Raw genomic sequence first — 17,613 nt, forward strand, 5'->3', positions numbered from 1 at the left:
CCTCAGCGGAGCGGACCGCCGAGGCCGGCCAGCAGCGCGGGGATGAGGACCGCGTTCGGGTTCTGCTGCGGGACGTAGAGGATCGGGGCGGTGCCGTTCGACTGGCGGATCCAGACCCGGCCGTTCTCCAGCACGGCGCCGGAGATCGCCGACCAGCTCAGCGACACCCGTTCGCCGCGCACCCCGCCGGGGTGCACGGTCAGGCCCTGCGCCACGTCGACGGAGCCGCCGCCCCGCACGCTGCGGACCAGTTCGTCCACCAGGCGCCGCTCGGCGCACGCCCGGCACAGCTCGACCAGCTCCCGCCAGACCGCCTCCGCCCGGCCGCCCGCGGCCGCCGGGTCGTTCGCGGTCACGGTCAGGTCGTCGAGGACGACCTCGACGCGGGGCCCGCCGTGGAAGGGGTGCCGCCCGGCCTGGAAGATCCACTGGACGGGGGGCGGCCGCTTGCGCTCGCCGGGCGGGGTCGCCGCCCAGTAGGCCACCCATTCCACGTGTCCCCAGGGGAGCGAGGCTCCGCCGTAGGTCACCGCCCGCTCGTCGGCGTGCAGCAGGACGCCGCGCACGGTGGCGTCGACCGCCCTCGCGTACGGGGGCGCGTGCAGCGGGGCCTCGGCAGGCGGACGCCGGGACGCCGCGGGCGGCTCCGGGTTGAGGTTCTCGGTCCAGTGCTGCCCGTTCCACCAGCGCAGGCTGCCGCTCCCCTTGGGATCGGGGTACCAGCCCGGTTGGGACAAGGCATGCCTCCGCTTCGGCGCTCCGGCGATCCGCATCGTACCGACACGACCTGGGGAAATATGGACGGTTGTCCGACCGGAACCGGCCCGCGTGACGCTCGCCGCACCGCACTCCGGACGCGTGGAAGGATCGCCTCATGACCGAGCGAACGGAGCGAAACGACGGGAGGAGACCGTTCGTGCCGCCCGGGACGGGCTGGCCCGAGGACCCCGCGGCGCCCGGCACGCCCGTCGCGCACGACGCGGCGGAGGTGGCCGGGCTGGCGGCCTCCTCGTCCGGGCCGGCGGAGCTGTGCGCCCGGCAGTCGGTCTGCCGGGCGTGTGACCGGCTGGTGGAGTGGCGGGAGCGGGTCGCGGTGGAGCGGCGCCGCGCGTTCGCCGCGGAGGAGTACTGGGGGCGTCCGGTGCCGGGCTGGGGCGACGACGCGCCCGCGATCCTGATCGTGGGGCTGGCCCCGGCGGCGCACGGCGGCAACCGCACCGGGCGGATCTTCACCGGGGACCGTTCCGGCGACTGGCTGTTCGCCTCGCTGCACCGGGTGGGTCTGGCCGCGCTGCCCACCAGCGTCCGGGCGGGGGACGGGCAGCGGCTGCTCGGGGCGCGGGTGGCGGCGACGGTCCGCTGCGCGCCGCCCGACAACAAGCCGACCCCGGCGGAGCGGGCGGCGTGCCTGCCCTGGCTGGCCCGCGAGGTGGCGCAGATGGCGCCGTCGGTGCGGTGCGTGGTGGCGCTGGGCGGCTACGCCTGGCAGGGGGCCTGGCCGGCGCTCAGGCAGGCGGGGTACGGGCTGCCGCGTCCCCGGCCGGCGTTCGGGCACGGCGTGCAGATCGAGATCACGTCCCCGGCGGGGGAGCCGGTGGCGATGCTGGGCTGCTACCACCCGAGCCAGCAGAACACCTTCACCGGCCGGGTCACCGAGGCGATGCTGGACGAGCTCTTCGCGCGGGCCCGGGACGTCGCGGGCCTGCCGCCGCCCGCCTGAGAGCGGTGGGAGCCGTCACTCCCCCCGGAGGACGGCGAACGGCGGGGCAGGGCCGTGGCCAAGCGGACGAGAGGCGATCGCAACCCCGCGAAGCGATCGCCGTCCCGGCCGCTTGGCGCCCCCGTCGGGCCCTGTCCCGCCGCCGTTCCTCCGATACATCCTGTGAGATGCCGCCGGGAGCCCAGAGGTTCGCGGCGAACAGGGGGATTTCCGGGAATGTCGTCCGTGCCCCGGGTCACGGTGAGCGATGCCCCCGAACGGGTACCGGACGGGCATGGCTGCTGAACCTCCAACGGAATCCGCCAGGCACGTCGTGATCGTCGGCGGCGGCTACGTCGGCATGTACACGGCGCTCCGGCTCCAGCGGAAGCTGCGCCGCGAGCTGCGCCGGGGCGAGGTCGTCGTCACCGTCATCGAGCCCCAGTCGTACATGACCTACCAGCCCTTCCTGCCCGAGGCGGCGGCGGGCAACCTGGAGCCCCGGCACGTGGTGGCGCCGCTGCGCCGGGTGCTGCGCCGCTGCACGATCATCAACGGCCATGTGACCCGGATCGAGACCGCCCGCCGCCGGATCGAGTTCTGCCCCACGGGCGCGGAGGCCGCCGGCGGCGTCCAGGAGATGGGCTACGACCACCTGGTGGTCGCGGCCGGCTCGGTCTCCCGCACCCTCCCGATCCCCGGCCTGGCCGAGTGCGGCATCGGGTTCAAGACCGTGGAGGAGGCCATCTACCTGCGCAACCACGTGATCCGGCAGCTCGACACCGCGGCGTCCCTCACCGCGGTGCGGGACGGCTCACCGGTGTCGGAGGCCGACGAGCGGGCCCGCCGCAGGGCGCTGACGTTCGTCTTCGTCGGCGCCGGGTTCGCCGGGGTGGAGGCGCTGGCCGAGCTGGAGGACATGGCCCGGGACGCGTGCAAGTGGTACCCGAACATCGACGCCGACGACATGCGCTGGATGATGGTCGAGGCCACCGACCGGATCCTGCCCGAGGTCGGCCCCGAGATGGGCCGCTGGACGGCCGAGGCCCTGCGCCGCCGCGGCATCGAGGTCCGGCTCGAGACCCTGCTGAAGTCGGCGGAGAACCGGCACATCGTGCTCAGCGACGGCGAGGAGTTCGACGCCGGGACGCTGGTGTGGACGGCCGGCGTCAAACCCCACCCGGTCGTGGGCGAGGGGGACCTGCCGATCGACGACAAGGGCCGGATCAAGTGCACCGCCGAGCTCACCGTCGAGGGTCTGGACGGCGTCTACGCGGCGGGCGACAACGCCAGGGTGCCCGACCTCACCGACACGGGCGAGTACTGTGCTCCCAACGCGCAGCACGCCGTCCGGCAGTCCAGGCGGCTCGGCGACAACATCGTGGCCGATCTGCGCGGCAAGCCCCGCAAGCCCTACGTGCACGCCTATCTCGGGTCGGTGGCGGGGCTCGGTCTCCACAAGGGGGTGGCCAACGTCTACGGGCTGAAGGTGCGCGGCCTGCTCGCCTGGTTGATGCACAGGACCTACCACCTGTCCCGGATGCCGACGACCAACCGTAAGATGCGGATCACCGCCGACTGGACGCTGGCGCTGTTCTTCCACCGCGAGGTGGTCTCGCTGGGCGAGCTGGAACGGCCTCGCCACGAGTTCGAGCTCGCGGCCGGCCGGCGGGGCACCGTGGCCCGGTGACGCCCGTCGCCGCGGCCGGAAGGGAGGTACGGCCGCCGATGCATGAGGGTGTGGCCTCCCGGCTGGCCCCGCTGCTCACCACGATCATGCTGGGTGACGAGCGGGACGGCGCCGCCGCGGCCGACCTGCCGATTCAGGTCCGCGCCTGGGACGGCAGCGTCGTCGGCCCCGCGGGCGTGCCCGCGTTCGTCATCCGGCACCGCCGGGCGCTGCGCCGGCTGCTGTGGAAGCCCGGCGAGATGGGCCTGGTCCGCGCGTACGTGGCGGGCGAGCTGGACATCGAGGGCGACGTGTTCGCCGCGCTGGGCGCCGTGCAGCGGGTGATGCGCAGCGGCGACGAGCCGATCCGGCTGAGCAGCGACGACAAGCGGGAGATCGTCCGTACCGCGGTGATGCTCGGCGCCGTCGGGCCCGAGCCCAAGCCGCCGCCCGAGGAGTTCCCGCCCGGCCGCCGCGGCGACCGCTCCTCCGGGCCGCTCCAGGAGTCGGCCGCGTTCTTCGCCCGGATGCTCGGGCCCGAGATGGCGCACGCCAGCGGCCTGTGGGACGAGGCCGTCGACCTCGACGACGCCCAGCGGACCGCGGTGGAGTCGGTCACCGAACGCCTCGGCCTGTTCCAGGGCGCGCGGGTGCTCGACCTCAACGCCGGGTGGGGCGCGCTCGCCGTCCACGTCGCCGCCTGCCACGGCGCCCGGGTCGTGGCGCTGACCCGTACCCCCGAGCAGGCCGCCCACCTCGAGGAACGCGCCGCCGAGGCCGGCGTGGCGGAGCGGGTGACGGCGCCCGGCTGGGAACTGGACGCCGCGGGCGGCGGCCCTTACGACGCCATCGTGGGCCTGTCCGGGGTCGAGCCGCTGGAGCGCGACGTCCCGCACCTGTACGAGCTGCTCGCCCCGGGCGGGCGGCTGGTCATCCAGCAGCCGGTGCGGCGCCCGGGTCCGCACCGGGTGCGGCGCACGTTCACCACCAGCTACATGTTCCCCGAGGACGCCGAGCTGGTCCCGCTCGGTGAGCTGGTCGGCGCGCTGGAGGACGCCGGGCTGGAGGTCCGCGGCGTCGGCGCGCTGCGCGAGCACCACGCCCGCACCCTGCGCGCCTGGGCCGCCAACCTGGAGCGGCACTGGGCCGAGTGCGCCGAGCTGGCCGGCACGGGCCGCGCCCGGGTCTGGCTGCTCTACCTCGCCGCCTCGGCGCTGGCCTGCGAGAACGGCCGGATCGGCGTGCACGAGATCCGCGCGATCCGGCGCGACCGCGACGGCCGCGCGGGCACCACCCTGGTCGAGGGACGGGCCGTCCCGGGATACGTGGTGCCGTGATGCGCCGCCCCCGGCGCCGCCCTCCGTTTCTTTTACGGTACGCCCGCGCTGGAACGGGAAAATATCGCGTAGCGCGCCGAACCGTCCGTTGCCGCCGCGGATCGAGCGGGAGCGAGCGGGCGCGCGGCGCCGCACCGCGGAAAAAGCGGTCTCGACCGAATATCGCTTGTCTGAGGCTTCGAACACCTTCAATGTGAACCGGTATGATTACGCCGCCCCTGTAGCCCAATGGCAGAGGCAGGCTCCCTAAAAGAGCTTATGTGTCGGTTCGAATCCGACCGGGGGCACCACCGCCCGGCCGGCGCCTCCCCGAGGTGCCGGCCGGTCTTCGGCCTTCGGGCGCCGCGCGGCCGGCGAGCCGGACGGCGTTTCCGATATCACACCGACACGTTCCGGGGAACATCCGCGCCTGCTCAGACGTCTAGACTGATCAGGAAAGGTCGCCCAGAGTGGAGGCTCCGGATGGAGAGCAGGAACCCCGCGTTCCGGGGTGGTAACGCCTTCGGGCAGCAGGGCGGGCAAGGCGCGCCCTCCGCCCACCAGTTGCAGGACATGTACGACGCGCCCTCCTACGCCCCGCCGGCCACGCGGCCGATGACCATCGACGACGTGGTGGTCCGCGGCTTCCTCACGCTGGTGACGCTGGTGATCACCGCCGCGCTGGCCTGGGCGCTGGTGCCCGCCGAGCTGGCCGTGCCGGTGCTGGTGGTCACGCTGGTCGCCGAGCTGGGCATCTGGGCGTTCATCACCTTCGGCCGCAAGGCCAACGCGCCGCTGGTGCTGGCGTTCGCCGCGGTGTACGGCGTCGCGGTCGGCATCATCAGCAACGCCTACAACGATCTCTACCACGGCGTGGTCTTCCAGGCGATCATCGGCACCGCTCTGGCGTTCGGCGCCATGCTGGCCGTGCACGCGCTGAAGATCATTCGGGTGACGCCGAAATTCGCCCGGTTCGTGATGGCGGCCGGGCTGGCCCTGATCGGCCTGATGCTGGTCAACCTGGTGGTGCAGATCTTCGGCCCGGACACCGGTATCGGCATTCGCGACCCCGGTAACCCGCTCGCCTACGTGTTCAGCGTCGCGGCGATCCTGATCGGGTGCTTCTTCCTGCTGCTCGACTTCGACGCGATCGAGACCGGCGTCAAGCAGGGCGCGCCCGAGAAGTTCGCCTGGTTCTGCGCGTTCGGCCTGGTGCTCAGCCTGGTCTGGATCTACCTGGAGATGCTGCGCTTCATGTCCTACTTCAGCGGCGGCCGCGACTAGCCGACGCCGACGACGGTCTCGCAGCGAAGCGCCCGCGCCCCGCAGCCGAGCGCCCGCGGACAACAGCGATCAGCCCCCTGCCGGTACGAGCGGCAGGGGGCTGATCTGTTGCGGTCCGGCTCGGCGCCTGGGCCGTACCGCGACGCGGCTACGGCGGCGGGGATCATCCCACGGCGGGCCGGACCGCAACACGCAGGTTTCGCGCCGGGGCGTGCGCGGGGGCTGCGTGCACGTTCGAACAAGCTCTGGGAACCGTGCAGTCGTGTCGTGTGCGTCAGTAGTGGCGGGCCCGGCGGGTGCGCTCGTGCTCGCGCACCAGGGCGGAAGCGTAGCCGTGCGAGAGGCCGTGCTCGTCGGCCAGCCAGTTGCTGCGCTCCTCGCATCGGGTGAAGCTCGGGCCGTTCTCGATGGTGGTGAACCACTCGGGGATGTCACGTCCTGTGACATGCGGAATGCGGGCGATGAGCTTGTTGTGCGTCTCCGGCGAGTGGTTCAGTGACAATTGGCACCTCCAGGTCGCGGGGCTCTTCCTGGCACTCTGCAACACCTCCTCCGATGTGACAACCCCCTAACGGGGACCTATCCATGACGTTACGTAGATCATTCGTAACGTGACGATCTTCGGAGAACGCGCAGGTGGCCCGGGCGCACGCGCCCGGGCCACCCCTCACGCGTCCGGCGAACGCACGGTGTACGCCCGTTGAACGGCCCTTACGGGACCGTCCGAAACCTGGCGGTACCCGCCTCGATCGACGTCCGGAACGCCCGCTCCGCGACTCAGCTGAGCCGCTCCAGGACCATCGCCATGCCCTGGCCGCCGCCCACGCACATGGTCTCCAGCCCGAACTGCTTGTCATGGAAGCGCAGGCTGTTGATCAGCGTGGAGGTGATGCGGGCGCCCGTCATGCCGAACGGGTGGCCGACCGCGATGGCGCCGCCGTTGACGTTGAGCTTGTCGAGGTCGATGCCCAGGTCCTCGGCCGAGGGCAGCACCTGCGCGGCGAACGCCTCGTTGATCTCGACCAGGTCGATGTCGTCGATGGTCATGCCCGCCCTGGCCAGCGCCTGGCGGGACGCCTCGACCGGGCCCAGCCCCATGATCTCGGGCGAGAGCCCGGTGACACCGGTGGACACGATCCGGGCCAGCGGGGTGAGGCCCAGCTCGGCGGCCTTGGTGTCGCTCATGATCACGACCGCGGCGGCGCCGTCGTTGAGCGGGCAGCAGTTGCCCGCGGTGACCGTGCCGTCGGGACGGAACGACGGCTGGAGCTGGGACACCTTCTCGTAGGTGGTGCCGGGCCGCGGGCCGTCGTCCTTGCTGACCACGGTGCCGTCGGGCAGCGTCACCGGGGTGATGTCCTTCTCCCAGAACCCGTTGGCGAGCGCCTTCTCGGCCAGGTTCTGCGAGCGCACGCCGAACTCGTCCTGCGCCTGCCGGGAGACGCCGCGCAGCTGCACGATGTTCTCGGCGGTCTGGCCCATCGCGATGTAGATGTCGGGCAGGGCGCCGTCCTCGCGCGGGTCGCGCCAGGCGTCGGAGCCGGCCTCGGCGCGCTTGGCCGAGCGGGCCTCGGCCTCGCCGAACAGCGGGTTCTGGGTGTCGGGCAGCCCGTCGGCGCTGCCCTTGCGGAACCGGCTGACGGTCTCCACCCCGGCCGAGACGATCACGTCGGCCTCGCCCGCCTTGATCGCGTGGAAGGCCATCCGGGTGGTCTGCAGGGAGGAGGAGCAGTAGCGGGTGACGGTCGCGCCGGGCACGCCGTCCCACCCGAGCAGCACCGCCACCACCCGGGCCATGTTGTAGCCCTGCTCGCCGCCGGGCAGGCCGCAGCCCAGCAGCAGGTCGTCGATCTGGGACGGGTCCAGCTGCGGCACCTGGTCCGTCGCGGCCTTGATCATCTGGACGGCGATGTCGTCGGGGCGGATCTCCTTGAGCGACCCCTTGAAAGCGCGGCCGATCGGCGAGCGGGCGGTGGCGACGATGACTGCCTCGGGCATAGCGGATCTCCCTGTCTCAGCGGCCTGTCTCGGCGGGTGCGGGCGGCGGCCGGTGCCGTCCCGGCCCTGGCTGGGTTACTCGCCGGTCAATCGCAATGTAGCCGCCGCTCCGGGAGGCGTACATCGCGGGGCCTGGGCATCGCCGGCGGGGCCGCGGGATAAGCGCGGCCTTACGCTGGCCGCGGCGTATCCGCTGGTGATCCGGTAATGTCACCGGCGCGAACTCTGTGGCCGCGCACACTCCGTACCCGCCGAAACCGTACCCGCCGAATCCGTACCCGGGTCAGGCCCCGTACATGCCCGGTGCGCTGCCCCTGCCGTCGCGCACGCCGTGCACCGCGCCGCGCTCGTCCCGCCACACCCGCCAGCCGTCGGACGACCCGGTGAACCAGGCGGGCGGCGCCCCCGGCGAGGCCGCCTTCCGCCCGGTGGCCACGTCGTAGGCGCACAGCGCCGCCACCGGGTAGAACCCGCGCATGCCCGTGATCTTCAGCTCGGGCGGGTTCATCGTGCAGAACGACCAGGTGCGCAGCGCCCGGTCGGTGACCCGGGCGCCGTCGCGCAACTGGTAGGCGGCGCCGGGCCGCCCCTGCGTCACGAACCCGAGCTTGCTCAGGTCGGCCGGGAACGACAGCCACCACAGCGAGCGCGGCGCCCGGTCCGCGGCGAGCGTCGCGGTCGTGCGGCCGGTGCGCGGATCGAGCCGCTCGAACCCGCCGAACCCGCCGCGCGGGCCGACCTGCCGGGCGAACAGCGCCACCGCCGGGTTGGCGCTGGGGTACAGGCGCAGCAGCCGCTTGCGCGTCCACACCGGCCGGCCGTCGGCCAGCCGCAGGCCGAAGAACCCGTACGGCGACAGCGACCCGCCCTTGCGCGCCTGGTAGGGGGCCATGTAGCCGACGAGCATCTCGCCCGCCGGGCCGCCGCCGGAGGGCGCGGTCACGCCGAACGCCCAGCCGCCGGAGAGGTTCACGCCGGAGCCGAGGGCGCGCTCGACCGGGAACGTCCACAGCGTCCGCCCGGTCCTCAGGTCGCGCGCCTCCAGCGACGGCTGCCGCGCCATCCGGAACAGCACGGCCCTGGACGCGTCCTGATGCTCGACCTCGGCGATGCCCGGCGTCCGCCACAGCGGCCGGCCGGTGGCCGGGTCGAGCGCGACGAACCGGGCGTTCTCGCGGGCGGTGAACTCCGACAGGCAGACGTTGGGGCCGCAGCGGACCGGGCCGAACGTGGAGTCGACCGGCCGCGCCCACCGCTCGTCGCCGGTACGGGCGTCGCGCGCCACCAGCGCGGCGTTCCACCGGCCGGTCTTGCGCGGCTCCACCGCGGTGACCAGGCCCTTGCCCGGCGACCCGGTCACGGCCGGGGACTGGACGCCCATGCCCGACAGCCGCCCGACCATCGTCGCGGGACGCGTCCACAGCCGCCTGCCCCCGGCCAGGTCGAACACCGCGGTCTCCAGCGAGCCGTCGGGACGCAGCCCGGTCACCGCGGTCACACCCGCCCCGGCGACCGGGCGGCTCACCGAGTTGACCCCGGAGCCGGTCCAGCCCTGCCCGGCCAGCGCCGACGGGTCGGGGCCGCCGGAGCAGCCCGCGGCGGCGGCCGATCCGAGGAAGAACGCCCCGAGCGTCGCGACGTGCACGGTTTTGACGCTGTGCGTCCGATTGACGACGGAGGGTAGTTGCCTGTGGGTAGGCTGAGCCATTGGTATCCCCCTGGGAGCGCCGTGGCAGGCGCCGTGATCCGTGAGTGGACGTGCCGGGACGAGGGTGTCGCGGGGCCGCGGTCAGGCGGCTCCCGGTGCCACCGCCGCGGGGCCGCCACCGGGTTCGCCGGGCCCGCCGGGCCCGTCCGGACCGGCCGGTTCGCCGACCCTCCGGCGCCGCAGCAGCCTGGCCCAGCGCCCCCGGGGGCCGCGCTCGCGCCCGGCCAGCCGGGCGCCGACGACCTCCGTGCCGGGCTCCTCGGCGGCCTCGGCGGCCGCGAGGTAGACGGGCAGGACGCCCGTGCCGAGCCCGGGATCGGGGAGCGCGTCGAGCTCCGGCTCCAGCTCCAGGGCGGCCGCCATCGACGGTAGCACCGCCGCGGCCGCCGCGGCGTAACCGCGCGCGGACGGATGGTAACGATCCGCGCTGAACATCTCCCGGGGATCGGCGGCGAACTCCCGGCCCAGCAGGTCGCCCAGCGACACCGACCGGGCGCCGCGCTCGACCGCGGCGATGGTCTGGGCCGCGGCGAGCTGGCGGCTGGCGCGCTGCGCGAACCACCGCAGCGGCTGCATCAGCGGCTCCACCGAGCCCAGGTCGGGGCAGGTGCCGACCACCACCTCGCAGCCGGCCGCGCGCAGCCGCTCGACCGCCGAGCCCAGGTGCCGGACCGACTCGGCGGCCGGCACCCGGTTGGTCACGTCATTGGCGCCGATCATGATGACGGCGACGTCCGGGCCGGCCTCCAGCGCCCGGGTGACCTGCCCGGCCAGCGCACCGGACTGCGAGCCCGACCGCGCCACGTTGGTCAGCAGCACCGGCCGCCCGGCGATCGACGACAGCCCGGCGGCCAGCAGCGCCGCCGGGGTCTCCCCGGCGGTGTGCACGCCCAGCCCGGCGGCGGTGGAGTCGCCCAGCACGACGAACGAGAGCGGCATGCCGGGCAGCGCGGCGCCGTACGGGCCGTCCGCGACGGGGGGATCGCCGTTGGGGGTACCGAGGATGATCTTGCGGGCCAGGAAGGCCTCCAGCTTGATCAGCCCGTAGGTGAGGCCGCCCACCGCGGTGAGGCCGCCGCCCCCGTACGCCGCGGCCGTCGCGATCCGCCGCGCGGTCAACGCTCTCAGCATCCCCGCCGACCCTCCGTCACCACCTGGGAACCGTCCCGCTCATGGGTTGGATGCCCGCGGCCGCCGATCTCGGCTACCGTCGGGAACGGGAATCCATCCGAACCCGCATCCTCCGTTCTCGCAGGACACCTGCCACCGCGTCCCACGCCGGTCACACGCGCTGGACGGGGATGCACCACGGTGAACCGACACACCGGAACCGACAAGGACGTTGCGTGCGCGTACACGATTCGCTGGTCGAGCTGATGGGCGACACCCCTCTCGTCCGACTGCGCAAGGTGACCGAGGGCCTGGCCCCGGCCGTACTGGCCAAGGTGGAGTACTTCAACCCCGGGGGGTCGGTGAAGGACCGCATCGCGGTCCGCATGATCGACGCCGCGGAGGCCGCGGGCGAGCTGCGCCCGGGCGGCACGATCGTCGAGCCGACCTCCGGCAACACCGGGGTGGGGCTGGCCATCGTGGCCCAGGAACGCGGCTACAAGTGCGTGTTCGTCTGCCCCGACAAGGTCGCCAAGGACAAGATCGACGTGCTGCGGGCCTACGGCGCCGAGGTGGTCGTCTGCCCGACCGCGGTCTCGCCCGACCACCCCGACTCCTACTACTCGGTCTCCGACCGGCTGGCGGCCGAGATCCCGGGGGCGTGGAAGCCCGACCAGTACCGCAACGAGAACAACCCGCGCTCGCACTACGAGACCACCGGCCCGGAGATCTGGGCGCAGACCGAGGGCCGGATCACCCACTTCGTCGCGGGCATCGGCACCGGGGGCACGATCAGCGGCGCCGGCCGCTACCTCAAGGAGGTCTCCGGCGGCCGGGTCAAGGTGGTCGGCGCCGACCCGGAGGGCTCGGTGTACTCCGGCGGCAGCGGCCGCCCGTACCTCACCGAGGGCGTCGGCGAGGACATCTGGCCCGAGACCTACGACCGGACGATCTGCGACGAGGTGATCGCGGTCTCCGACAAGGACTCGTTCCTGATGACGCGGCGGCTGGCCCGGGAGGAGGCGCTGCTGGTCGGCGGCTCCTGCGGGATGGCGGTGGTCGCGGCGCTGCGGCTGGCCGCCCGGCTCCCGGCCGCGGACGCGCCGGACGCGGTGGTCGTGGTGCTGCTGCCCGACGGCGGCCGCGGCTACCTCTCCAAGATCTTCAACGATGACTGGATGGCCGACTACGGCTTCCTCACCCCCTCCACCGAGGAGGCCCGGGTGGGCGAGGTGCTGACCAGGAAGGGGGGCACGCTGCCGGAGTTCGTGCACGTCCACCCGAACGAGAGCGTGGAGACCGCGATCTCGATCATGCGCGAGTACGAGGTCTCGCAGCTGCCGGTCATGAAGGAGGAGCCGCCGGTCATGGCGGCCGAGGTGGTCGGGTCCATCGTCGAGAGCGACCTGCTGGACATGCTCCTGAAGGACCGGGGACGGCTGTCCGAGCCGATCGAGGCGCACATGTCCGCGCCGCTGCCGATGATCGGGTCGGGCGAGCCGGTGAGCAAGGCGGTGGCCGTGCTCGAGCGGTCCGGGGCCGCGGTCGTGCTGGTGGACGGCAAGCCCAAGGGCCTCATCACCCGGCAGGACCTCATCGCCTTCCTCGCCAACGCCGCGCAATTCTGACACCTCCCCTCCTTAAGACACTGCTGTAACACCGGGCATTCCATCCGGCCCGGGCGAAAGGCGAAGCGCCGGAGGCCGTCGGGCCTCCGGCGCTTCGTCTATCGGGAGTCGGGTTGCGGTTTCCCGGTCGTGTGGGCGGCTTTTCCGACCGCGGCCCCGCAACCCGACGTCTTCGGTCGCCCCGGGCCCGCCCGCGCGGGCGGGCCCGGAAGGCGATCAGGAACGGATCTCCGACGGCTCCCTGCGGCCCCGGTCGTCGGCCGAGCCGCCGGCCGGGAGCGGCTTCGCCTCGTCGCCGTGCCCCGGCCACCAGGCCCGGCGGCCCAGCAGGGCGGTCACGCCCGGCACCAGGAACAGCGACATCACGAAGGCCGACAGGCTGATCCCGGCGGCGACCGCGAAGCCCATCTGCTTGAGGAACGCCACCGGCGCCAGCAGCATCACCGCGAACGTCCCGGCCAGGATCAGACCGGCCGCGGCGACCGTCGGCCCGCCGTGCTCCACCGCCAGCGCGGCGGCCTTGCGCGGCTCGTTGCCCTCCTTGGCCTCCTCGCGCAGCCGGGCGGTCATCAGGATGTTGTAGTCGGTCCCGATGGCCAGCACGAACAGGTAGAGGATGATCGGCAGCTGGAACGTCACCCCGGCCTCGCCCATCGCGCCCTGGAAGACGTACACCGAGGAGCCGAGCGTGGCGGCGAAGCCCAGCAGCACCGCCACGACCAGGTAGATCGGCGCGACCACCGACCGCAGCAGCAGCGCCAGGATCAGCGCGATCAGCACCGCCGCCACCGGCAGGATCACCGACAGGTCGCGGTTGTTGATGGTGTTGATGTCGGCGAAGATCGCCGTCTGGCCGCCGACGTAGGCGCGCACCCCGTCCGGCGCGGCCTTGTGCACCGCCGGCGCGAGCTCGTCCTTCACGAGGCTGATCGCCTCGTTGGACATCGGGTTCTCCTTGAGGAGCAGGTCGACGCGCGCGATCGCCTTGTCGGCGCCCGGCACCGCCGGCTGCACCTGGCCCACGCCCGGCGCGCCCTTGACCGCCTCGCCGAACTGGGCCAGCTGCTGCGGGTTCAGCGGCTGCCCGTTCTCGCTCTTGAGGAACACCTGGACGGGCGTGGTCAGGCCGGGCGGGAAGCCCCGCTGCATGTCCTTGGTGGCCTCGGCGGACTCGGTGTCCTGCGGGAAGCCGGCCGCGAAGTCGTAGTCGGCCTTGAACCCGAGCGCGCCCGCCGCCAGCAGGACCAGCAGGCCGCCGGAGACCAGCGCGGCCAGCGCGGGACGCTTGCCCACCATCCGGCCCAGGCCGGCGGACACGGTGGCCTTGGGCTGCTTCTTCCACGCCTTGGACGGCCAGAACACCGCCGTGCCCAGCAGCGTCACGATCGCGGGGAACAGGGTCAGCGACGTGATGCCCATGACCACGACCGCGATGGCCAGCGACGGGCCCCAGGCGCTGAACACCCCGAAGGTGGCCAGCAGCAGCACCAGGAACGTGATCGCGATGGCGGCGGCCGCGGAGGAGATGACCTCGCCCACCCGCTCCACCGCGGTGATCATCGCGGTCTTCTTGTCGTCGCCCGCCCGCAGCCGTTCGCGGAACCGGAACATCAGGAACAGGTAGTAGTCGGCGCCGATGCCGAACAGCACGATCAGGATGATGGTCTGCAGGCTGTCGTCGGCGGTGAAGCCGAAGAGGTCCGCCGCGAAGGCGATCAACCCCATCGACACCTGCATCGTCACCGTGATCACGATGATCGGGAGCAGCGCGGCGATCGGCGCCCGGAAGATCAGCAGGATCAGTCCGATGATCAGCACGAACGTGGCGATGCCGACGATCTCGAACGACTGGGTGAACGATTCCTCGTTGTCGACGAAGGTGGCGACGTCACCGCCGACCTTCGCCTCCAGGCCCGCGTTCCCGGGGGCCGACAGCTGGCCGGCGAGCTGCTTGCGGATCTCCTTGACCGCCTCGCCCTGCTTCTCGCTGTCGGCCATGCTGGTGCCCTTCATCGGCACCATCACGACCTGGACCAGCTTGTTCGGCGACACCGTCTGCGGGCCGGCCATGAAGTCCTGGACCGTCGGCGGCTTCTTGGCGTTCAGGCTCTGGGCGATCTGCCCGACCTTGGCGGTGTCCTGGGCCGACAGCGCGGCCCCGTCGGTCCGCTTGAACACGATCAGGGAGGAGGTGTCCTCCTGTTGCGGGAAAGCGTCCTGGGCGATCTCCATCGCCTGGACGGACTCGTACGACGAGGGCAGGAAGTCGCCCTGGTCGGACTCGGTGGTGAGCTTGGGTGCGGCGGCGATGATGAGGATCGCGGCGGCCAGCCAGGCCACGATCGTCCACCACGGATGCCCCACGACGATGCGCGCCAACCGTGCGAACATGCGACGTCCTTCAGCAAGGGTTCAGGGGTACTCGGATACCTGTAAAACGGTAGAGATCGGTTCCCCGGTTGTGGTCAACCCGCGAGCCGAAATGACGGCTGATACCTCCGGGGGATTCCCTCCTCCTCCAGGAGGGCGGGGCGGTGGATAGCCTCATGCGTATGTACAAGGACGCTCACCAGGGGTTCGACACCCTGGCCATCCACGCGGGGCAGGAGCCGGACCCGGCCACGGGCGCGGTCGTCCCCCCGATATACCAGGTCTCCACGTACAAACAGGACGGCATCGGCGGCCTCCGCGGGGGCTACGAGTACTCCCGTTCGGCCAATCCGACGCGTACTTCACTGGAGGTATGCCTGGCCGAACTCGAGGGCGGGGTGCGCGGGCTCGCGTTCGCCTCCGGGCTCGCGGCCGAGGACGCCGTGCTGCGCGCCCTGTGCCGTCCCGGCGACCACGTGATCATCCCGGGCGACGCGTACGGCGGCACCTACCGGCTGTTCGCCAAGGTCGCCGAGCCCTGGGGGCTGGCCTACGACCCGGTGCCGCTGGGCGAGATCGACGCGGTCCGCGCCGCCGTCCGCCCGAACACGAAGATCATCTGGGTGGAGACGCCCACCAACCCGCTGCTCGGCATCGCCGACATCGCCGTCCTCGCCACGATCGCGCACGAGGCGGGCGCGCTGCTGGTCGTCGACAACACCTTCGCCTCCCCCTACCTGCAGCGCCCCCTGGCGCTGGGCGCCGACATCGTGGTGCACTCCACCACCAAGTACATCGGCGGGCACTCCGACGTCGTTGGGGGCGCGCTGCGCGCCGCCGACGCCGAGGTGGGGGAGCGGCTGGCCTTCCACCAGAACGCCATGGGGGCCGTCGCCGGGCCGTTCGACGCCTGGCTCACCCTCCGCGGCGTCAAGACCCTCGGCGTCCGGATGGACCGGCACTGCTCCAACGCCGCCGCCGTCGTCGACATGCTCACCCGGCACCAGGCCGTCCGGCAGGTGCTCTACCCGGGCCTGCCCGAGCACCCCGGCCACGGCGTCGCCGCCAAGCAGATGCGCGGCTTCGGCGGCATGGTGTCGTTCCGGACGGGCTCCGAGGACGCCGCGGTCCGCGTCTGCGAGGCCACCAAGCTGTTCATCCTCGGGGAGTCCCTGGGCGGCGTGGAGTCGCTGATCGAGCACCCGGGCCGGATGACGCACGCCTCGGCCGCCGGATCGCCGCTGGAGGTCCCCGCCGACCTGGTCCGGCTGTCGGTCGGCATCGAGGACGCCGACGACCTCCTCCGCGACCTCGAACGGGCCCTGGCCGCCGCCTGACCCTGCGGCAACCTCAAGCGCTGCGATCGCGTCCGAAGGCAGGTTCGAGCGGAGCGAGAACCTGATCGCGGAGCGAGCCGTCAAGGCGAGTTCGGAGCGATGCAGCGATCGCCGCGTGCGCGACAAGCGACGAGCCGCCAGGCGAGGAGCGCAGCTCGCGCACGCGATGAGAGAGCACGGCGTCCACCGAGGTGGACCGGCCGTGCGGACGCCGTGGCGGCCCCTGCGCGAAAACAGCGCGATCCGGGCCCCATGGGGGATTTCCGCGGCGTTGGGGCCCTGGAGGTGATCAAGGCTTTATGATGTGCGCGCCAGGTTCCGCCAAGAAAGGGCCCGGAGTGCGCAAAGTACTCGTGTGCGGGGCGGCGTTCGCCGCGACGTGTATCGCCGCCGTAGCCGTGTCCAGTGGTGCCCAGGCCACGCCTGGTCCCACCCCGACGCCCGCCCCCTCGTCGCCCGCGCTGCCGGGCCTCCCCGGCACGCCCGGCGCCACCGGCTCCCCGGGTTCGCAGACCCCCTCCGCGCCGGGCTCGGCGAGCCCGTCCGCCCCGCGGACCCCGCGGCAGCCGTCCGCCGCCGACACCGTCGTGTCCGCCCGCGCCGTCATGGTGACGCCCAAGCCGCCCAACGCGCGCACCTACGCCTACGGCGTCCACCCGCGCCAGCGCCTCGACGCCTACTGGCGCCCCGCGCAGCAGCCGGCCCGCCAGGGAGAGACCGCGCAGGCCCAGCCCGCGCGCACCCCCGGGCCCGCCGTCCTCGTCTTCCACGGCGGCTCCTGGATCTCCGGCGACAAGTCCTCCTGGAAGTACTTCGCCCGCCGCCTCACCGCCCAGGGCTACACCGTCTTCGCCGCCAACTACCGGCTCGCCACCCAGGCCGCCTGGCCCGCCCAGCGCGACGACGCCGTCGCCGCCCTCGACTTCGTCAAGAAGAACGCCGCCCGCTGGAACATCGACCCGGGCCGCGTCGCGGTGTTCGGGTCCTCCGCCGGCGGCCTCCTCGCCAGCCAGCTCGGCACCTACGGCGAAGGCGCCCAGCGGGTCCGCGGCGTCCTCGCCCTCTCACCCGTCAACACCCCCTACCTCGCCTACCAGGACGGCCTCAAGGCCACCGCCACGGCCAGCCAGCGAGGACTGCGCCGCGCCGTCACCCAGCTCGTCGGGTGCGTCCCCAACGAGAGCGACCCCCTCTGCTGGCAGCGCGTCGAGGACTCCGACTCCACCACCCACGTCTCCGCCGGGGACGCCCCCATGCTGGCCATGCACGCCGCCGAGGAACTCGTTCCGGCCGCCCACAGCAACGGCCTCGCCGCCGCCCTCCGCGGCGCGGGCGTCGCGGCCACCGTCAAGGTCGTCCCGGGAAGCGGCCACGCCTCCGAACTCCTCAACGACCCCACCGTCTACCCCGCCATCCTGAACTGGCTCAAGGCCCGCACGCGGTAATACCCGGGGGGCCACCCCCCGGAGCCCCCTGCACCCCCGGCAGGGAGGG

At 72.9% G+C, this 17,613-nt stretch carries 13 protein-coding genes and 1 tRNA gene; 8 read left to right on the plus strand and 6 right to left on the minus strand.

The window, feature by feature from the left end:
• Positions 1–2: 2 nt before the first annotated feature.
• Positions 3–737 carry a DUF2510 domain-containing protein gene (locus tag ACFPZN_RS40650; RefSeq protein ID WP_378287917.1) on the minus strand — a complete coding sequence of 245 codons (735 nt, stop codon included), beginning with the start codon at positions 735–737 and terminating at the stop codon, positions 3–5.
• A gap of 137 nt (positions 738–874) precedes the next feature.
• On the opposite strand from ACFPZN_RS40650, the gene ACFPZN_RS40655 reads away from it, so the two are divergent.
• The 5 genes from ACFPZN_RS40655 (at position 875) to ACFPZN_RS40675 (ending at position 5,968) form a co-directional block, all read left to right on the plus strand.
• Positions 875–1,720 carry a uracil-DNA glycosylase gene (locus tag ACFPZN_RS40655; protein ID WP_378287918.1) on the plus strand — a complete coding sequence of 282 codons (846 nt, stop codon included), beginning with the start codon at positions 875–877 and terminating at the stop codon, positions 1,718–1,720.
• A gap of 274 nt (positions 1,721–1,994) precedes the next feature.
• On the plus strand, positions 1,995–3,389 hold the full coding sequence (locus ACFPZN_RS40660; protein ID WP_378287919.1) for an NAD(P)/FAD-dependent oxidoreductase: 1,395 nt from the start codon (positions 1,995–1,997) through the stop codon (positions 3,387–3,389).
• Positions 3,390–3,427: 38 nt separating this feature from the next.
• A complete protein-coding gene (locus ACFPZN_RS40665) occupies positions 3,428–4,705 on the plus strand; it encodes a class I SAM-dependent methyltransferase (protein WP_378287920.1) in 1,278 nt (425 codons plus the stop codon).
• 214 nt (positions 4,706–4,919) lie between these two features.
• Positions 4,920–4,995 (plus strand) — tRNA-Leu (locus tag ACFPZN_RS40670).
• A 172-nt stretch (positions 4,996–5,167) separates the two neighbouring features.
• On the plus strand, positions 5,168–5,968 hold the full coding sequence (locus ACFPZN_RS40675; protein ID WP_378287921.1) for a Bax inhibitor-1/YccA family protein: 801 nt from the start codon (positions 5,168–5,170) through the stop codon (positions 5,966–5,968).
• A 274-nt stretch (positions 5,969–6,242) separates the two neighbouring features.
• Here ACFPZN_RS40675 and ACFPZN_RS40680 read toward each other — a convergent pair whose 3' ends face one another.
• The 4 genes from ACFPZN_RS40680 to ACFPZN_RS40695 form a co-directional block, all read right to left on the minus strand.
• Positions 6,243–6,470 carry a DUF4287 domain-containing protein gene (locus ACFPZN_RS40680; protein WP_378287922.1) on the minus strand — a complete coding sequence of 76 codons (228 nt, stop codon included), beginning with the start codon at positions 6,468–6,470 and terminating at the stop codon, positions 6,243–6,245.
• A gap of 275 nt (positions 6,471–6,745) precedes the next feature.
• A complete protein-coding gene (locus ACFPZN_RS40685) occupies positions 6,746–7,966 on the minus strand; it encodes an acetyl-CoA C-acetyltransferase (RefSeq protein WP_378287923.1) in 1,221 nt (406 codons plus the stop codon).
• A 283-nt stretch (positions 7,967–8,249) separates the two neighbouring features.
• On the minus strand, positions 8,250–9,611 hold the full coding sequence (locus tag ACFPZN_RS40690) for an outer membrane protein assembly factor BamB family protein (RefSeq protein WP_378287924.1): 1,362 nt from the start codon (positions 9,609–9,611) through the stop codon (positions 8,250–8,252).
• Between the two features lie 144 nt (positions 9,612–9,755).
• The gene (locus ACFPZN_RS40695) at positions 9,756–10,805 is read right to left on the minus strand and encodes an SGNH/GDSL hydrolase family protein (protein WP_378287925.1); all 1,050 of its coding nucleotides are present in this window, start codon (positions 10,803–10,805) and stop codon (positions 9,756–9,758) included.
• Positions 10,806–11,020: 215 nt separating this feature from the next.
• Between ACFPZN_RS40695 and ACFPZN_RS40700 the strand changes: the two genes are divergently transcribed.
• Positions 11,021–12,412, plus strand: coding sequence for a cystathionine beta-synthase (locus ACFPZN_RS40700; RefSeq protein WP_378287926.1), 1,392 nt, complete (start codon positions 11,021–11,023; stop codon positions 12,410–12,412).
• Positions 12,413–12,628: 216 nt separating this feature from the next.
• On the opposite strand, the gene ACFPZN_RS40705 is transcribed toward ACFPZN_RS40700, so the two are convergent.
• The gene (locus ACFPZN_RS40705) at positions 12,629–14,803 is read right to left on the minus strand and encodes an MMPL family transporter (protein ID WP_378287927.1); all 2,175 of its coding nucleotides are present in this window, start codon (positions 14,801–14,803) and stop codon (positions 12,629–12,631) included.
• A 161-nt stretch (positions 14,804–14,964) separates the two neighbouring features.
• Between ACFPZN_RS40705 and ACFPZN_RS40710 the strand changes: the two genes are divergently transcribed.
• Together ACFPZN_RS40710 and ACFPZN_RS40715 are read left to right on the plus strand one after the other, a co-directional pair.
• Entirely contained in the window at positions 14,965–16,119 is a 1,155-nt protein-coding gene (locus tag ACFPZN_RS40710) for a cystathionine gamma-synthase (protein ID WP_378287928.1), read from the plus strand.
• Between the two features lie 338 nt (positions 16,120–16,457).
• Positions 16,458–17,564: an alpha/beta hydrolase gene (locus tag ACFPZN_RS40715; protein ID WP_378287929.1), complete on the plus strand. Its 1,107-nt coding sequence runs from the start codon at positions 16,458–16,460 to the stop codon at positions 17,562–17,564.
• Positions 17,565–17,613: the final 49 nt, after the last annotated feature.

This window comes from Actinomadura rugatobispora, assembly GCF_042656285.1.
Classification (GTDB): domain Bacteria; phylum Actinomycetota; class Actinomycetes; order Streptosporangiales; family Streptosporangiaceae; genus Spirillospora; species Spirillospora rugatobispora.